Annotated in this window: 14 protein-coding genes and 1 pseudogene; 7 read left to right on the top strand and 8 right to left on the bottom strand. The window is 66.2% G+C overall.

Annotated features, from left to right (window positions below):
* Nucleotides 1–99 precede the first annotated feature (99 nt).
* The 6 genes from AB0L53_RS21070 to AB0L53_RS21045 form a co-directional block, all read right to left on the bottom strand.
* Entirely contained in the window at nucleotides 100–1,608 is a 1,509-nt protein-coding gene (locus tag AB0L53_RS21070) for a hypothetical protein (protein WP_363996157.1), read from the bottom strand.
* Between the two features lie 433 nt (nucleotides 1,609–2,041).
* On the bottom strand, nucleotides 2,042–3,544 hold the full coding sequence (locus AB0L53_RS21065) for a hypothetical protein (RefSeq protein ID WP_363996154.1): 1,503 nt from the start codon (nucleotides 3,542–3,544) through the stop codon (nucleotides 2,042–2,044).
* Between the two features lie 394 nt (nucleotides 3,545–3,938).
* Entirely contained in the window at nucleotides 3,939–5,105 is a 1,167-nt protein-coding gene (locus AB0L53_RS21060) for a hypothetical protein (protein ID WP_363996151.1), read from the bottom strand.
* Between the two features lie 189 nt (nucleotides 5,106–5,294).
* Nucleotides 5,295–6,395: a trypsin-like serine protease gene (locus tag AB0L53_RS21055; RefSeq protein WP_363996148.1), complete on the bottom strand. Its 1,101-nt coding sequence runs from the start codon at nucleotides 6,393–6,395 to the stop codon at nucleotides 5,295–5,297.
* A 314-nt stretch (nucleotides 6,396–6,709) separates the two neighbouring features.
* Nucleotides 6,710–6,997 (bottom strand): hypothetical protein, encoded by a 288-nt coding sequence (locus AB0L53_RS21050; protein WP_363996145.1) that lies wholly within the window; start codon nucleotides 6,995–6,997, stop codon nucleotides 6,710–6,712.
* A 227-nt stretch (nucleotides 6,998–7,224) separates the two neighbouring features.
* Nucleotides 7,225–8,538: a transposase gene (locus tag AB0L53_RS21045; RefSeq protein WP_363996143.1), complete on the bottom strand. Its 1,314-nt coding sequence runs from the start codon at nucleotides 8,536–8,538 to the stop codon at nucleotides 7,225–7,227.
* 23 nt (nucleotides 8,539–8,561) lie between these two features.
* Between AB0L53_RS21045 and tnpA the strand changes: the two are divergent.
* The 7 genes and pseudogenes from tnpA (at nucleotide 8,562) to AB0L53_RS21010 (ending at nucleotide 14,818) form a co-directional block, all read left to right on the top strand.
* A pseudogene (gene tnpA / locus AB0L53_RS21040) lies at nucleotides 8,562–8,989 on the top strand (IS200/IS605 family transposase).
* A 781-nt stretch (nucleotides 8,990–9,770) separates the two neighbouring features.
* Entirely contained in the window at nucleotides 9,771–11,210 is a 1,440-nt protein-coding gene (locus AB0L53_RS21035; RefSeq protein WP_363996140.1) for an acetyl-CoA synthetase, read from the top strand.
* A 97-nt stretch (nucleotides 11,211–11,307) separates the two neighbouring features.
* Complete coding sequence (locus AB0L53_RS21030) at nucleotides 11,308–11,580, top strand: DUF6364 family protein (RefSeq protein WP_363996137.1); 273 nt, start codon at nucleotides 11,308–11,310, stop codon at nucleotides 11,578–11,580.
* On the top strand, nucleotides 11,567–11,992 hold the full coding sequence (locus AB0L53_RS21025) for a type II toxin-antitoxin system VapC family toxin (RefSeq protein WP_357949640.1): 426 nt from the start codon (nucleotides 11,567–11,569) through the stop codon (nucleotides 11,990–11,992). The genes AB0L53_RS21030 and AB0L53_RS21025 overlap by 14 nt, the downstream gene beginning before the upstream one ends.
* A 39-nt stretch (nucleotides 11,993–12,031) precedes the next feature.
* Nucleotides 12,032–12,919, top strand: coding sequence for a hypothetical protein (locus AB0L53_RS21020; protein ID WP_363996134.1), 888 nt, complete (start codon nucleotides 12,032–12,034; stop codon nucleotides 12,917–12,919).
* Between the two features lie 9 nt (nucleotides 12,920–12,928).
* The gene (locus AB0L53_RS21015; protein ID WP_363996131.1) at nucleotides 12,929–13,885 is read left to right on the top strand and encodes a zinc-binding dehydrogenase; all 957 of its coding nucleotides are present in this window, start codon (nucleotides 12,929–12,931) and stop codon (nucleotides 13,883–13,885) included.
* A 75-nt stretch (nucleotides 13,886–13,960) separates the two neighbouring features.
* Nucleotides 13,961–14,818: an oxygenase MpaB family protein gene (locus tag AB0L53_RS21010; RefSeq protein WP_363996128.1), complete on the top strand. Its 858-nt coding sequence runs from the start codon at nucleotides 13,961–13,963 to the stop codon at nucleotides 14,816–14,818.
* A gap of 59 nt (nucleotides 14,819–14,877) precedes the next feature.
* On the opposite strand, the gene AB0L53_RS21005 is transcribed toward AB0L53_RS21010, so the two are convergent.
* Together AB0L53_RS21005 and AB0L53_RS21000 are read right to left on the bottom strand one after the other, a co-directional pair.
* Entirely contained in the window at nucleotides 14,878–15,618 is a 741-nt protein-coding gene (locus tag AB0L53_RS21005) for a helix-turn-helix transcriptional regulator (protein ID WP_363996125.1), read from the bottom strand.
* A complete protein-coding gene (locus tag AB0L53_RS21000; protein WP_363996122.1) occupies nucleotides 15,615–16,445 on the bottom strand; it encodes a DUF4097 family beta strand repeat-containing protein in 831 nt (276 codons plus the stop codon). The genes AB0L53_RS21005 and AB0L53_RS21000 overlap by 4 nt, the downstream gene beginning before the upstream one ends.
* Between the last annotated feature and the right edge of the window lie 44 nt (nucleotides 16,446–16,489).

Raw genomic sequence — 16,489 nt, 5'->3', positions numbered from 1 at the left:
TGAATTGTTCTGGAAAAGGCCGAAGGGCCCGGCAGGATGCCGGGCCCTTCGGTAAAGCTGGTGAACGATGACCTAGGTCGTCGTTCGATCCCTAGCGAACTACGGGATGAGCTTGCCGGACCACGAAGCCGCAGCGGACTTGTAGATCGCGGCAGTCTCACCGTCGAAGATCGGCGAGGTGATCGTGTCGTAGCGCTTGTTGCCATCGACGTCCACGATGAGGCTGGTGACGCCGGTGACGTAGCCGAGACGCTTGGCGTTGCTGTAGTTCGCCAGCCACGGGCCACCGTCGTAACCGGCGGTGACGGCGCACTTCAGCGACTGCTGCTCCTCGACCTTGCGGGCCGGGACCTTGACGACCTTGCTGGCGGACTTGCCGTAGCACCACTTCGGCGTAACACCGGTGTAGGGCTTGCTACCGTCAGGGTTGGGGCCGTAGGGGTACCCGAAGGTACGAACGACCTTGCCCGGAGCCTGGTTCCACGCGACACCCTGGCCACCGACGTTGTCACCGAGGCGACCGACGTCCTTGACCTCGTGCACGACGATGTACGGGTCGAGACGGACAAAGCGCTTGACCTTGCCGGGCTTGAACCACTTCTGCACGTAGTAGTGCGTGATGGTGAAGTTGCCAGCAGCGTCCTTCGCCTTGCTGCCCGGGCCGGTCTCCGGGTAAGCCTTGAACGCTTCCTCGGTAACGCTCTCGACGATGGGCTCGCCGAACTTGGCACCGTTGGCCCTGCCCACAGGGGCAAGGTCGTACTTAGCCTTGGTGGTCTCCTCACGGTCGACCACCGCGCCGGGGAAGTCCGGGCCGGTCGCCGCGTCGGCGGCACCCGGGTCCACGTCGTAGTAGTCCGTGGTCTTCGGGTCGAGCTTGCCCTTGGTGTACTCGTCCTCGGAAACCGTGACGTCCTTGACGAACTTCTCGCCCTTGTACGCCTTGTAGGAGTTCCAGTCGACCAGCTTGGGCTTGTTCAGCGAGCCGCCGATGCCGTTGTACACGGTCACGAACGCGTAGTCGCGGTCGAAGTCCTCGTACACGTCAAAGTCGTAGTGCGTGAACGCCTGCTTGCCCACGTACAGGCCGTAAGGCGCCTTGCCCTGGTAGTAGCCCGGGACGAAGACCCAGCGCGAAACGACCTCGTCGTTGCCGGCGATGTCGTAGACGCAGTGACCGGCCGTGGCGACCAGGTTGCGGTACTGCGACTGGACCGAGGTGCCCGAGCACCAGTACAGCTTGCCGTCGCGGCCCTCGAAGAACACCTTGCCGATGGTCTTCGGCATGTTGACGTTCTGGGACTTGACGGCGACCTTCTTCTCCTCGCCGATCGGCACGGAGGAGCCGGGCTTGGTGTCGGCGCTATAGCCGCCACCACGGGAGATCTTCTCAACCTCGAGCTGGTCGGGGTTGAAGGCCACGGCGTTCCTGAGGGCCTGGTAGTTGGAGGCGCTCCAGAAGTTCAGGGTCTCAGCAGCCTGGGCAGCGGTCTTCGCGAGCGGGTCGCTCGCGACGTCGCTGGTGGCCTGAGCGGTGCCGGCGAGGCCGGCAGCCAGCAGACCGGTGGCCAGAATGGCACCACCGGCGGGGAGGAGGATGCGCTTCAAGGTAACTCCTTGGTCTGTCGTGGAGCGCTTCTTGCGCCCCATGCGTCAGTAAAGGGATAGCCAGGAACATACAGTGTCGATCTTGAAGTTAGGTAGCTGCTTTGGAGGGAAAAACGGCGCTAAGTCGTGCGTGATCGTTCTGTGATGTTTAAGTCGCGATAGAGGATGACTTGCCGGAAGTGCCGGATGACACCGTTTCCGCAGATCAACATAAGGAAGTTGTCAGTGTGGCTGCGGTGGCTCGAGTGCCGCCTTCCGAACGACCATCCGGTTGATGTGACGCAGATCACATCGACTTGATGGCACCGTCCGGGTGTCCCATGCGTCCAAAAGCCCTTCAGATTTGTCCGGGAACGCCGAAGGGCCCGGCGATGCCGGGCCCTTCGCGAGTTACCACTGTGCGCACCGTCCTGGAACGGTCGCGGTGTGTTACTTAGATGATCTTGCCGGACCACACGTTCGCAGCGGACTTGTACACCGCGGCGGTCTCACCGTCGAAGTACGGCGAGGAGATGTAGTCGACTCGCTTGTTGCCGTCCTGGTCGTTGAAGGTGCTGGTGACACCGTTCACGTAGCCGAGACGCTTGCTGTTGCTGTAGTTGAGCAGCCAGGGGCCACCGTCGGCGCCCTCGGTCATCGCGCACTTGAGCGCGACGTGCTCTTCGATCTTCTTGGCGGCCGAGCCGACGACCTTCTTGCTGGTCTTGCCGTAGCACCACTTGGGCGTGATGCCCGTGTAGTTCTTGTGGCCGTCAGGGTGCGCCGCGGCCGGGTAGCCGAACACGCGGACGTACTTGCCCGTGGGCTGGTTCCAGGACACGCCCTGGCCGCCCACGACGTCACCCAGGCGACCGACGTCCTTGGCAGCGCCTTCGATGATGAAGAACTCGGTCTTGTAGAACTTGGTCGCCGTGCCGGGCTTGGACCACTGCTGCGTGAAGTAGTGGGTGATGGTGTAGTTGCCGCGAGCGTCCTGGTCCTTGGAGCCGAGACCCTTGTAGGCGTCGTACTCGGCCTTGGTGACGTTCTCGGTGACAGGCACGCCGAACTTGAAACCGTTGCCCTTGCCGACCTTGGCGGCCTGGTAGGTCTCCTTGGCGACCTCGACCTTGGTGACCTCGGCGTTGGGGTAGTCCGGACCAGCCGGCTCGGCCTTGCTGCCGCGCTTGGCCCAGCACGCCTCGATCGACGTCGGGTCGAGCTTGCACTTGCGGAACTCGTCCCGCGAGATCTCGACGTCCTTGGCGTCCTTGATGCCCTGGTACTTGTCGAAGTCGGCCTTGGAGACCTTCTTCGCGGTACCGCCACCGAGCTGGATGCCGTTGTACACGGTCACGAACGCGTAGTCGCGGTCGTAGTCCTCGTACACGTCGAAGTCGTAGTGGGTGAAGGCCTGCTTACCCACGTAGATCCCGAACGGCGTCTTGCCCTGGTAGTAGCCGGGCACGAAGACCCACTTGGACATGACGTCCGAGTTGGTGGCGGTGTCGTAGACGCAGTGACCGGCCGTGGCGACCAGGTTGCGGTACTTCGACTGGACCGAAGTGGCCGAGCACCACTTCTTCTCGCCCTTGCTGTTGACGAAGAACACCTTGCCGATGGTCTTCGGCATGTTCACGTTCTGGACCTTGGTGGAGGTCTTCTTCTCCTGGCCGATCGGGACAGACGAGCCAGGCTTGCTGTCGGCGCTGTAGCCGCCCTTGCTCTGCAGCTTGGCGACGTCGCCGGAGTCCCAGACGTTGGACTCCTTCGCGGCCTTGAGGGCGGCGTTGTTGGTCGCCGACCAGAAGTCCGCGATGGCCTTGGCGTCAGCGGCGCTCTTCGCCATCGGGTCGGAGGCTACGTCGCTGGCGGCCGTGGCCGTACCGGCGAGGCCGGCAGCCAGAAGGCCGGTAGCCAGGATGGCGCCACCGGCGGGGATGAGGATGCGCTTCAAGGGAACTGCTCCTTGCTCTGTCGTGGGTCGCAACACGCGTCCCATGCGTCAGTAAAGGGATAGCAAGGAACATAGCGTGGTGATCTCCGCAGGTAAAAGCCGTTCTGCCCCATCCGGAAGGCACCCTTACCGTCGTGACCTTTCCGTTACCAGTCAGAGATCTTAGCGGAGTGTGATCAAATTGCCACGTTTTCGCAGGGTATGAAGGGGGTTCGGCGGAAGGGCCGTGAGGAGTGCGACACGCTTCGCTGTCGCTCCAATGTGACTCAGATCACAGGAACCAGATTGGCGCGAGCTCCGTCTAATATCGCCGAATCTGCATAGATGATCTTGCTGTACACGCAAAAAGGGGCTCGGCCGAACCCGGCCGAGCCCCTTTTTGCGTGTTGAGTGATTACTTGTACAGCTCGCCGTTCGGGCCGACGATCTTGCCCGACCACGTGTTCTTGGCCGAGTTGTACACAGACGCCGTCTCACCGTCGAAGTACGGCGAGGTGATGTAGTCGATGCGGTCGTTGCCGTCCTGGTCGGCGAAGGTGCTGGTCACGCCGTTGACGTAGCCCAGACGCTTGCCGTTGCTGTAGTTGGCCAGCCAGGGGCCGCCGTCGAAGCCGGGCGTCACGGCGCACTTGAGGCCGATGTGCTCCTCGATCTTCAGCCACGGAGCACCCACGGCCTTGGCGGTGGTCTTGTTGTAGCACCACTTCGGCGTCACGCCGCTGTAGGGCTTGTTGCCGTCGGGGTGCGGGCCGGCCGGGTAGCCGAACGCGCGGACCTGCTTACCCGTGGGCTGGTTCCAGGACACGCCCTGGCCGCCGACGACGTCGCCGAGACGGCCGGCGTCCTTGGACAGCAGGATGTAGTAGCGCCCGCCCCAGTTCCGCTTGGGGCCGACAAAGCCGTCGTACTCCTTCTTGGTCACCTGCTTGACGCCGTTGAAGGAGATGCCGTTGTAGACGGTCACGAACGCGTAGTCGCGGTCGTAGTCCTCGTACACGTCGAAGTCGGTGTGGGTGAAGGCCTGCTTGCCCACGTAGATCCCGAACGGGGCCTTGCCCTCGTAGTAGCCGGGCACGAAGACCCAGTTGTCGAGCAGCGCCTTGTTGCTGTCGGTGTCGTAGACGCAGTGGCCGGCCGTGGCGACCAGGTTGCGGTAGTTCGACTGGATGGACGTGGCCGAGCAGTAGCGGAACTTGCCCTTGCCGTCGACGAAGAAGACCTTGCCGAGCGTCCTGGGCATGTTCACGTTCTGGGCCTTGCCGGGGGCCTTCTTCTCCTCCCCGATGGGAGTGGCGCTGCCCGGGTTGCCGTCGGGGCTGTAGCCGCCCTTCGAGACGACCTTCCTGACTTCCTTGGCGTCCCAGGTGTACGCGGTGGCGGAGCGGAGGGCGGCGAAGTTCGACGCGGCCCAGAAGGACGCGACCGAGGAGGCCTGTTGCGTGTTGCGGGCCATGGGGTCGGTGGCGATGTCGCCTTGTGCCTGAGCGGTGCCTGCCAGGCCGGCGGCCAGGAGGCCGGTCGCCAGGACGGCGCTACCGGCCGGGAGAAGGATGCGCTTCAAGGTAAAACTCCAGACGCGGGGCGCCTCGTGCACCCCAGAATGCAGCAAACGGACAGGCGGGAACCTATCGGTCTGACTCTGGTCGTGGGAATTACCCGTAACTGCCGTAAAGGGCGACGATCATGGCCGTAACCATCTTGAGATGTGAAACCGGCTGATCACTCGGGGTGGCGATACGCTGGGTGTAACTTACGTCACATTTTGCGGTGTTGCGAGCCCTGCGGCGCGTCGGTAGACCTCGCCGGTCGTGGCGTTGAAGGTCGGCGAGGACACCGCGTCATAGCCGCCCTTGGCGTCTCTGTTCCAGGTCAGGCTGTTGATCCCGGTGAGGAGTCCGAGCTTCTGCGCGGGCTGGTAGTTGAGCAACCAGGGGCCGCCACTGGCGCCGGCGCTGAAGTCGCACGGCTGGAGCTGCACGCCGTACTGAAGGTCGAGGCTGGGGGCGACCGTGCGTCTCGTGCTCCCCGAGCAGACCTTCAGCGTCTTGCCGTCGAACGGGTGGCTGCCGTCGGGCTGCGGGCCCGCCGGGTAGCCGAAGGCGGTGATCGTGAGGGCCAGGCCCTTGCCGAGCGTCAGGCCCTGCCCGCCGACGTTGTCCTGCAGTCGGCCCACGTCCTGCATGGTGAGCTGGCCGCTCTTCTCGACCCATTTGAAGCCGCGGTGCACGGTCACGAACGCGTAGTCGAAGTCGTAGTCGCCCTTGCCCGGCCAGTCCTCGTGCATGCTGATCGACGCGCCCACGTAGATGCCGTCGGGCGTCGCCCCACCGGGACCCGGATTGGGGACGAAGATCCAGTAATCGGCGGGCTTGCCCTGGCGCGAGTCGTACGCGCAGTGTCCGGCGGTCGCCACCACGCTGCGGTTCTTGGCTGCGATCGCGCTGGCCGAGCACCAATATTCCTTGTCGCCGAAGCGGAAGAAGACCTTGCCCATGGTCTTGGCGGCCGCGCTGTCCTTCGGGAGGGCGGGTCCGACGTTCGGCAGGATCTGCGGGCTCTTCGCCGGGACGATCCGCGGGCTCATCGCTGGGACGATCTGGCCGCCCCCGGAGGCGGTCTTGGAGGTGGGCGAGGACTGCGAGGCCGGCGTGGCGGGGCTGTACTGGTCGGCATTCTTGAGCCGGTCAGGCTTCCAGTATTCGGCGACCTTCTTCATGTCCGCCGCCGACTTGGCCAGCGTGACCGAGTAGACCCGGCTGTTCGGCGCGGCCGAGGCGGTCCCCGCGAGGGCAGGCAGCATCAGCAGCGCGCTGAGCGCAGCCGCTACCAGGTGCCATGCCCGGGGGATCATGGAAATGCCTTGCCTTTGGGGGTTAGTACTTCTGGGGGTGTAAGGATGGATTTTTCCAGATCACTCACTGTATTGCAGCTCGGATGGAGATTCGTTATCTGATCAAGCGTGACTTGTGTCCCATAAGGAGTGCGTCAAGGGGTTCGATCCGGATAGCGTCTCCGATCCATGTGAGGATCGTTTCCGCATGTCAGAGGCATAGTACATGAGCCGACTTCGTTGTCCATCCGCCTTTCCTGTGTGTTTCTTGATCACGCGTGAGAAGGGCCCCGGCCGGGGGTCGCCGGGGCCCAGGGTGGGTTGCTGTCTCGTAGTTACGGCATGTTGCCGGTCCACCGGTTCGCGGCGGCCTTGTACACGTTGTAGGTGTCGGTGTTGAAGTACGGCGACGAGATGTGGTCGTAGCGATCGTTACCGTCCGTGTCCCACGCGACGCTGTTGACGCCGATCAGGTAACCGGTCCGGGTGGAGCTCTTGTAGCTGTACAGGAGCGGTCCACCGCTGGCACCGGCGGTGAAGGCGCACTTGAGGCCGATGTGCTCCTGGAGGTTGTACTTCGGCGCGGCGGGCATCGGGGCCGTCTTGCCGTAGCACCACTTCATCGTGCGGCCGGTGAACGGCTTGTCGCCGTCGGGGTGCTCGCCCGCCGGGTAGCCGAAGGAGAAGACGTTCGCCTTGGTGCTGCGGTTCCAGGTGAAGCCCTGGCCGCCGACGTTCTTCCGCGTCCACTGCCACTTGTCGTTGACCTTCTCCCACCACTACCACTTGACCTTGATGCCGTTTTGACGTGCTCCTCCACATTCATCAATGTGGAGGGTTCCTGTGCTGCTTAGGCAGCAGCTCGCAGCGCGGGTGCGGGCGAGACTATGGGACAGGATGCTTGACGTTTCAACGGCCCCGCTATCGCGGAGTCTCCACGTCCTGTGACCGCCCGTCCGGCGGCAGAGTTGTACCGATGAAGCTGGTTTCGGGCGGCGTTGGTATCGGCGTTGCCGATCCATCCGCACGCCAGGTTCTTGCACGCGAACCGCGACTGCGTCTCGCGTGACCCTTTCGTGGTGGTGTGGCAGCGGTGGCACTCCTGGCTGGTGCCGCGCGGGTCGACCTCGGCGACCAGGCCGCCGCGGTCAGCACTCTTGTAGGTCAGCAACTCCACCGTCCGGCCCCACGCCTGGCCCGCGATCGAGCGGTTCAGGCCCCGCTTCTGAGCGACGCCCCGCCCCGGCTGCCGCACGGTCCCGGACGCCGAAGCCATCATGGCGGCGATGGTCAGGTCTTCGACCACGATCGCGCTGAACCGCCGTGCGAGGCCGGTCGTGTTCTGATGCTGCCAGTCGACGGCTCGGCGCTTGGCTGTCGCGCGGAGCCGGGCGATCTGGTCATAGGTGCGGCGTTCCCGGTTGGAGACCGGGGCGCCTTTGCCGCGGGTGGCACGCTGACGGGCACTTTTGCGCTCCAGACGCAACAGCCGCTCACGCTGCCCGCTACTGAGCCACGGGCCGTGCCGAAGATGCTCCCCGGTGGACAGAGCCAGCGGGACCGCGATGCCCCGGTCCATGCCCGCCTTCGGCCCGATGTGCGGCACAGGGGCGGACACGAGCAGTTCGGTACGGAAGGCGATGGTCCACCCGTGGGCGTCTTTCACCAGGCGAGCCCCGGTGACCCTCCCCGGTGGTCCGCCCTTGGTGAGGCCGGGCAGGTCTTTGGTCCACCGGAACCTCACCCGCCCGAGTTTGGGCAGGTTCACCGCACCCCACCTGCGGTTGATCCTGGCGATCTGCAAGTCGCGGGCCTGGGGGACGTCCACCGCCATTCGGCACCCGAACCGGCCCTTGAATGTTGGGCGTTCGGCCGGGTGGGCGGGGTTGAAGAAGTTCGCCCACGCCTGCCGGTAGGTCTTCAGCACGGCCTGCGCGGCCTGAGCGGGCAACTGCCCCATCCACGCGATCTCGTGGCGGGCCTGCCGAATCGCCGCGTCGCACTCCTTCAGCGACGCAAGGCGGCCCTGGCGAAAGGTGGTGAACTCATGGAGCAGGTTCCACACGGCACGCGCGGTGTGCGCCTGACCGTCCAAGACGGCTGCCTGCCGCTTGTCCAACGCCAAGCGCGCCACATGCGCACGCCTCCGTTTCACCTGCTCCACGCGCTGATCGTATCGTTTGGTTTATGTCACCGGAATGGAATGCGAATCCCGAGGTGAGAAGGGGACGATATGTCGTTCACACCCTTCATGCCCATTTGGTGTTCGTGACAAAGTACCGGCTGGGGTGTTCACCGGCGAGATGCTGATCCGCTGCGAGGAACTCATGCGCGAGGTATGCGCCGACTTCGAGGTTGAACTGCGTGAGTTCAATGGCGAGCACGACCACGTCCACCTGCTCATCCACTACCCGCCCAAACTCGCCCTGTCCAAACGCGTCAACTCGCTGAAGGGGGTCTCGGCCCGGATGCTTCGCAAGGAATACAGCGCACACGTCCGCGAACACCTCTGGGGCGGACATTTCTGGTCGGGTTCCTATTTCGCCGGGTCGCTCGGCGGGCCGCCGCTCACCGTACTCAAGCAGTACATCGAACAGCAGAAACGACCCGCGTGAGCGAAGCTGCCGACCAACCTGAAAGATCAGGACACCCTAGCACCCTGACGGGAACGCCCACGTGAGCCTTGACCCCCGACGTGAACACCGGAGCATTGGCCCACATTCTGGGAGATGCCGTAGGGGGCCTTGCCCTCGCAGGCATTGTCGCGTCCCAGTACGACGGGATGAAGATCCAGTTGTCGTAGAAGGTGTCCTTCTTGGCGTCATAGACGCAGTGGGCCGAGGTTGCCACCAGATTGCGGTACTTGCCCTGCACGGAACTGGCCGAGCAGTACCGCCGGGTTCGCTGAGTTTGACCCCGGCAGCGTGAAGAACACGCGTCCGACCGTGTTGGGCAGGTTGACCTGCTTACTCTTGACGGTCTTGGTCGTCTTCCCCTCGCCGATCGGGGGGCGGATCCGGGCGGGTCGTCGGGGGTGGAGTTGACGCCCTTGACGCCGTTGGAACGCGCGTCGAGGTTCGTGTCGTAGTCGGCCGCCTGCTTGATGCGGTCAGGGGTCCAGAACTGGACCGCCTGCTCCGCGGGAGTGGCCGCGTTCTTGGACACGACGTCGGACGCTGGGAACGTTAATGAATGGCGCAACCCGACAGCCAGGAAAGGATGTGAAAAGGTCTGGCCCGGTTCCATTCCGTTATGGAAATAGCCGGATCGCATGTATTCCGAGAAGGCATTTCCGCAGGTTGGGGTCGGTTTTAATTTCTCCTGGAACCACTGGTAACAGTGATTATCAAATGCCACCGCTTATCAACCGAATGTTATTCTGGTTAGATGGGTGGCATGGATCCACGCACCCCCTGTCTCATAGGTACGGCCCAGCGCACCGTCCGCGACCAGCCGGGCCCGGAGCCACTCGACCTGTGGGAGGACGTCGCGCGCGAGGCGGCTCGCGAGGCGCGGCTGCCGGTCGAGCGACTCGACTCGATCCAGCTCGTCTACACCGACTCGTGGCAGTACGACTCCCCGGTCGGTCGGCTCGCCGACCGCCTCGGCGCCGCGCCCCGGCACCGGGCCTACTCCATGGTCAGCGGTACGGCCCCGCAACTCCTCATCGGCGAGGCCGCGGGCAGGATCGCGGCGGGGGAGCTCGACTCGGCGCTGATCGCCGGCGCCGAGGCGCTGGCCACGCGCCGGGCCTATCGGCAGGCGGGCGAGCACGTGCCGTGGAGCCATCCGGCCGATCCCAAGCCGCCCTACGGCTGGGAACGCCCGCCGCATCCGGCGGAGCTGGCCCACGAGCTGTTCTTGCCGGTCCACACCTACCCGATCATGGAGACGGCCCGCCGCGCGTCCCTCGGTATGTCGATAAATGAGGAAATGGCGGATCGGGGGCGGATGATGGCGCCGATGACCGAGGTCGCCGCCGCGAACCCGCACGCCTGGCGGCGTACTGCCCGAACCCCGGAGGAACTGGTCACCGGCAATCGCTTCATCGGCTGGCCGTACACACGCAACACCGTGGCCGTGGGGGAGGTCGATCAGGCGGCGGCCGTCGTCCTGGTCGCCGCCGGACTCGCCGACCGGCTCGGCGTACCGCGCGATCAGCGCGTCTATCTGCGCGGCTGGGCTTATGGCGAGGACACGTGGGAGGTGGCGGCGCGGCCCGCGCTCGGCGCCTCGCAGGCCATCGGGCGCACCGCCGAGGCCGCGTTCGCGCGGGCCGGGCTGGGTCTCGACGACATCCACGCGCTCGACCTTTACAGCTGTTTCGCGATCGCGCTGCGGCAGGCGTGCGACGCGATCAAGCTGGACCCGCTCGACCGGCGCGGCCTGACGGTCACCGGCGGCCTGCCGTACGCGGGCGGCCCCTCCAGCGACTACGTCCTGCACTCGACGGCCACCATGGCCGGGCTGCTGCGCGCCCAGCAGGGCCACGGGCTGGTGACGGGGGTCGGCATGCACCTGACCAAGCACACGTACGCGATCTGGTCCACGGACCCGGGCGGCACCCTGGGCGATGCCGCGCCTGTCTTCACCGCCGACCCGGTGGAGATCGTCGCCCTGTACGACGGTCCCGCCACGGTGGCCGGCTACACGGTGACGCATGGGCGCGACGGGGCGCCGGAGAAGGGCATCCTCGTCGTGGACCTGCCGGGCGGGGGGCGCGCTCATGCCCACGTGCTGGAGGCCGAACTCCTGGGGGACGCCATGTCCAGGGAACTGGTCGGTCGGCGGGTGCGGCTGGCGTCCGATGGGAAGGTCAATGTGGCGCTCTGGTGAGGTTAAAGGCTGTGCAAGAATTGTGACCGCGCGACTACTATCCGCTGTTGACATTTTTATGTCAGCGGCGGACGCTGGTGTCATGCGGAGGACGACGGTGCGGATCGACGACGCACTCCTCAACGAGGCCAAGGCGTACGCGGCACGAAACGGACGCAGTCTCACCTCAGTGATGGAGGACGCTTTGCGACAACTACTCAACCGCTCCACGGAAACGGCCGCCCGGCCTCGGGTGGAGCTCCCGGTGTCCGGCGCTGTGGCCGGGCCCAAGCTCACCTGGGCTGAGATCAAGGAGCTGATGGAAGCGGACTTCGTGGAGCATGAGCTGGCGAAGATGGCGCGCTGCGGAGGTCGCGATGCGGATGCCTGACGTCAACATCCTGGTCAACGCGCAGCGCCGCGACACCGAGCACCATGACGAGTGCCTGACCCTCGTCGAGGAGCTCGTCAATGGTGACGAGGCCTACGCGGTCAGCGACTTCGTGATCAACGGTTTTCTACGGGTCGTGACCAACCACCGCATTCCGCAGAGCACCTCGTTCGAGACGGCCTTCAAGTTCGCGGAGAGCGTCCGCAACCAGCCGCATGCCGTCCTGGTGAACGCCGGATCGAGGCACTGGGAGATCTTCGCCAAGATCTGCCGTTCGTCGGGCGCCACCGGCAAACTCCTGCCCGACGCCTATCTCGCCGCACTGGCCATCGAGCACGGTTGTGAATTCGTGACCTGCGACGCTGATTTCGCCAAGTTCCAGGGCTTGCGCTGGCGGCATCCCCTCAACTGAACTGGGGAGTGAAACAGCACTCCTCGGCAGGGGATGTCCGTGGCCGATCAGTTCGACGTCATCGAGGCGGGCGCCCGTGGCCGGCGCCGGTGGGTCGGGATCGGTGTGGTGGCAGTGCTGCTGGCGGTCCCCGTCGTCAGCCTGCTGGCCAGCCGCGACCCCGAGCCGGATCGCGCGCCGCCGACATCGACCCCTGCCCCGCTGCCCATCCGGTCGTTGACCAGGATCGAGGGCGCGCCCAACGTGGTGAGCGCACCGGTCAAGGCCAAGGGCGGCAACGAGGTCATCGCGGTGGTGTTCCCCGACGGGACGCGGGCGGCGGTTCGTTACCCCGCCGAGCTGCGGCTCAACGAGCTGGGCGCGCGGCCGTTCCAGGGGGCCTGGATCGCCGGGCAATACCGCAGCTTCTCTGCCCCCTACGGCGGTGAGATGGAGATCTCCAGGGGTGCTCAGCCGATCAGGAACCTCACGCCCAACGTCACGCTCTGGCCGGGCCCGGCGGGTGTCGGTTCGGCCGGGCAGGTGCTGATGTTCGCGTTCGGCAAGTGGCGGCTGGCGATGTACGACCGGCGGGAGGGGCTGACCTTTGAAGATCGGCTGGCCACGGCCAAGGGCCTGCGCGGGAAGGTCGGCAAGGACGGCTACCTCGTCCTGAGCGGCGGTGGCTCGATCCGTCTGGCGAAGCCGGGCGAGACCATCCAGGGCGAACCGGTCGGGCCGCAGCTCTGGTTCGGCGGCGGGACCGGTGACATGGTCGTGTTCATCCCGACCCCCAACTGCCGGAAAAACGCCAGGTCGCCGTCGGCGACCAACGGCCTCAAGCGGCCCACCCGTACCGTATGCAGGGGCGATGTGCAGATCGTCGCCTCGGGCTCGCGCGCTTTCGTCCAGCAGGCCATCGACGGGATCCGGATCACGCTGAAGTAAGGTGCGGCCATGTTCGCCGTAACCGCCTCACAGACCGATCCCGACAATCCTCTCGCCGGGCTGACGCTCGGCGAGCATCCGGACCCGCAGGTCCCGGACGGCTGGACGACCGTCACCGTACGGGCGACCGCCCTCAATCACCATGACCTGTGGACGCTCAAAGGCGTGGGCATCAGGCAGGACCGGCTGCCGATCGTGCTCGGCTGCGACGCGGCCGGGGTGGACGCCGACGGTAACGAGGTCATCGTGCACTCGGTGATCGGCTCCGGGGCCGACGAGACGCTCGACCCCAAGCGTTCGCTGCTGTCGGAGGTCCACGACGGCACGTTCGCCGACCGGGTCGCTGTGCCGCGCCGCAACCTGGTGCCCAAGCCGGCCGCGCTCAGCTTCGAGGAGGCCGCCTGCCTGCCCACGGCCTGGCTGACCGCCTACCGCATGCTGTTCGACAAGGCCGGTCTCGAGCCCGGCTCGACCGTGCTCGTGCAGGGCGCCGGTGGCGGGGTCGCCACCGCGCTCATCGCGCTCGGCCGGGCGGGCGGTTACCGGGTCTGGGCGACCAGCCGCTCGGCCGCCAAGCGGGAGCAGGCCGCCAAGCTCGGCGCGGACCAAGTGTTCGAGCCCGGCGCGCGGCTGCCCGAACGGGTCGACGCCGTCATGGAGACCGTCGGCCAGGCCACCTGGGACCATTCGCTCAAGTCACTCAAGCCCGGCGGCCGCATCGTGGTCTGCGGCGCCACCAGCGGCGCGGTCCCGCCCGCCGACCTGAACCGGGTGTTCTTCCTCCAGCTGTCGGTGATCGGCTCCACGATGGGCACGCGTGACCAGCTCCAGCGGCTGGCCGTGTTCCTGGAGCAGACCGGGCTGCGGCCGGTCATCGATCGGACGATGCCGCTGACCGAGGCCCGCGACGGCTTCGCCGCCCTGGCTGAAGGCGACATATTCGGAAAAGTTGTCTTTACGCGCTGAATAAGTGAAGGGTTACCTATGCGCACCCGGGATGATACAAAGAAGGTGAGGTTGTATCACCCGGGAGGCGCCGTCATGGACGTCGAACCGTTCGGCCCAGGCTCGTTGCACTGGGAAACCGCCGGTGAATACCGCAACCTGCTCGTGGCGGGCAGCGCGCTGGTCCTCCAGACCATGCACCCCGCAGTGGGCGCGGCCGTCGCTCGGCACTCCACGTACAAGCAGGACCCGTGGGGCCGGCTCCACCGCACGCTCACCTCGGTCCAGAAATGGGTGTACGGCGGAGTGGGCGGCCCGGCCGAGGGTGAGCGGCTGCGCGAGCTGCACAAGCCGATCAGCGGGGTGGACGAGCAGGGCAGGTCCTACCACGCGCTCAATGGCGCGGCCTGGGCCTGGGTGCACCTGTCGCTGTTCGAGCGCTTCGTCACTCTCAATCGCTACTTCGGTACTCCCTACACCGAAGACGCTGAGCGGCGGCTCTACCAGGAATCGCGGCAATTGGGGGCGATCCTGCGGGTGCCGGAGCGGGAGATGCCCGCGACCGTCGAGGAGTTCTGGTGCTACTTCGACGGGATGGCGGCCGAGCGGCTGGAGCCGCATCCGACGGCGATCGACGTGCTCGCCGTCATGCGGGGGACCCCGATGCCGCCCGGGCTGCCCCGGCCGCTGTGTCGGCTCTGGGCGCCGGTGGGGGTGGGATCGGGGGAGTTCAACTACTTCGTGACGGTGGGGACGCTGCCGCCCATCGTACGGAAGAAGCTGGATCTGCCCTGGTCGGCGCGGGACGAGTGGCGGCTGCGGCAGCTCGGGCGGGCGGTGGCGGTGATCGCCCCGCGTCTGCCGGAGCGGCTGCGGTATATGCCGATCGCCTATCACGCCCGGAAGGCCGCCCGAAGCCTGCGCGGCTGGGAGCGGGCCCTCCGCTCGGCCTAGCGACCGGGGCCTGCGCGGCTTGGAGCGGGCCCTTCGCCCGGCGTAATGACCCGTCGGGGTCAGGGTTTCAGTGAGTCGCGGATCTGCCGGGCGGCCTCGTCGAGTGTGGCGCGTACCTCGTCGATCGCCTCGCGGGTGAGCGGGGCGGCCGACGCCTCGCGGCGCACCTGCGCGACGAAGTCGGCCAGGCGCTCGCCCAACTCGGCGTCGAGCTCGGCGCGGCTGGGCGGCGCGCCGCCCAGCGTGCTCCAGACCTCGGACCAGATCCTGCGCCACTCGCCGGTGAGCCGCTCGCCCTGGTCCTGCCAGTTGGTGGCGTGCTCCATCCACTGGCGTTTCTGCTGCTCCTTGAGCCGCTGGATGTTGGCCTTCTGCTGGTCGCGCACGCGCCTGGGGTCGTCGGCGACGCCAGTACGGACGTCCTTGGCCATCTTGGTGAGCTCGTCGCGCAGCGACTTGACCGTTTCGCGGACGTCCTCCTTCACCTCGCGCGCAATGTCGCGCACCGAGGCGGAGATCTCCTGCTCCAGGTCGTCGAGCTCGTCCAGGCGAGCGTTGAGCTCGTCGCGGCCCCGGTCGGTGATCGAGAACACCTTCTTGCCCTCGATCACCTCGTGCGTCACCAGGCCCTCCTCCTCCAGGCGGGCCAGGCGCGGGTAGATCGTGCCGGGGGAGGGCGAGTAGACGCCGAGGAAGCGGTCCTGCAGCAGGCGAATGACCTCGTAGCCGTGCCGAGGGCTCTCCTCAAGCAGCTTCAGCAGGTACAGCCGGAGCCGGCCGTGACCGAAGACAGGGCTCATCGCTTCTCTCCCTTGAGCAACGTGACCTCGCCGGAGACGGTCGTCGCCGTCACCGAGGCCATGCCACCACCCAGCCGTCCGGACACCGACTTGTTGCCCGGGCGGCTCGCGTCTGACAGGTTTTCGAACGTGCTGACCAGCCTGCCGGAGGTGGATCGCATGCTGACGTCCGCCTCCACGTTCTCGGGCAGCCTGACCAGGATGTCACCGGACACGCTGTTGAAGGTCACATATCCGGTCGGGCGCAGCTCCAGATCGGCGGTGATCCGTCCGGACACGGTGTTGGCGCGCAGGCGGCGCGGCGTGCCGTCGGCGACGGTGAGCTCGCCCGAGACGCTCTTGAACGCCAGGTCGCCGTCCATCGCCCGGCTCTCCACGCTGCCCGAGACGGTCGTGGCGCTCACGTCACCGCTCACCCCGTCGAGCACGATGTCCCCGGAGACGCTCCTGACCTGGGTCGCCTTCTCGAACCCGGCGACGACCGCCGAGCCGGAGACGACTCCCACGTTGACCGTGCACTTCTTGGGCACCGCGAGCGTCAGGACGCTCTTGCGCCGGTCGCGCCGCAGCCAGCCGAGTATGCCCTCCCAGGTGAGGTCCTTGTAGGCGACGCTGAGCTCCCCGCTCTCCTCGTCGTAGGTCACGATCAGCGGAGCGGAGTCGATCTCGGCCACCTCCAGTGTCGGTGGTCCGTCGGTGGCCAGCACGGCCACTCGTCCCGCGACAATCCGCACATCAAGCGCGGTCACCGAGCCGAACGTCAGCTGCTCCGGCCGCTCGATCGTCCACTGCCGCATGATGCCTGTCCCTTCCGACGACACGTTCACACAAGACACGATATGTCGCGTCTGTCGAAAACTCAAGATGTATC

This window comes from Nonomuraea sp. NPDC052129, from assembly GCF_040680095.1.
Classification (GTDB): domain Bacteria; phylum Actinomycetota; class Actinomycetes; order Streptosporangiales; family Streptosporangiaceae; genus Nonomuraea.
This window is presented reverse-complemented; position numbering and strand designations above follow the sequence as displayed.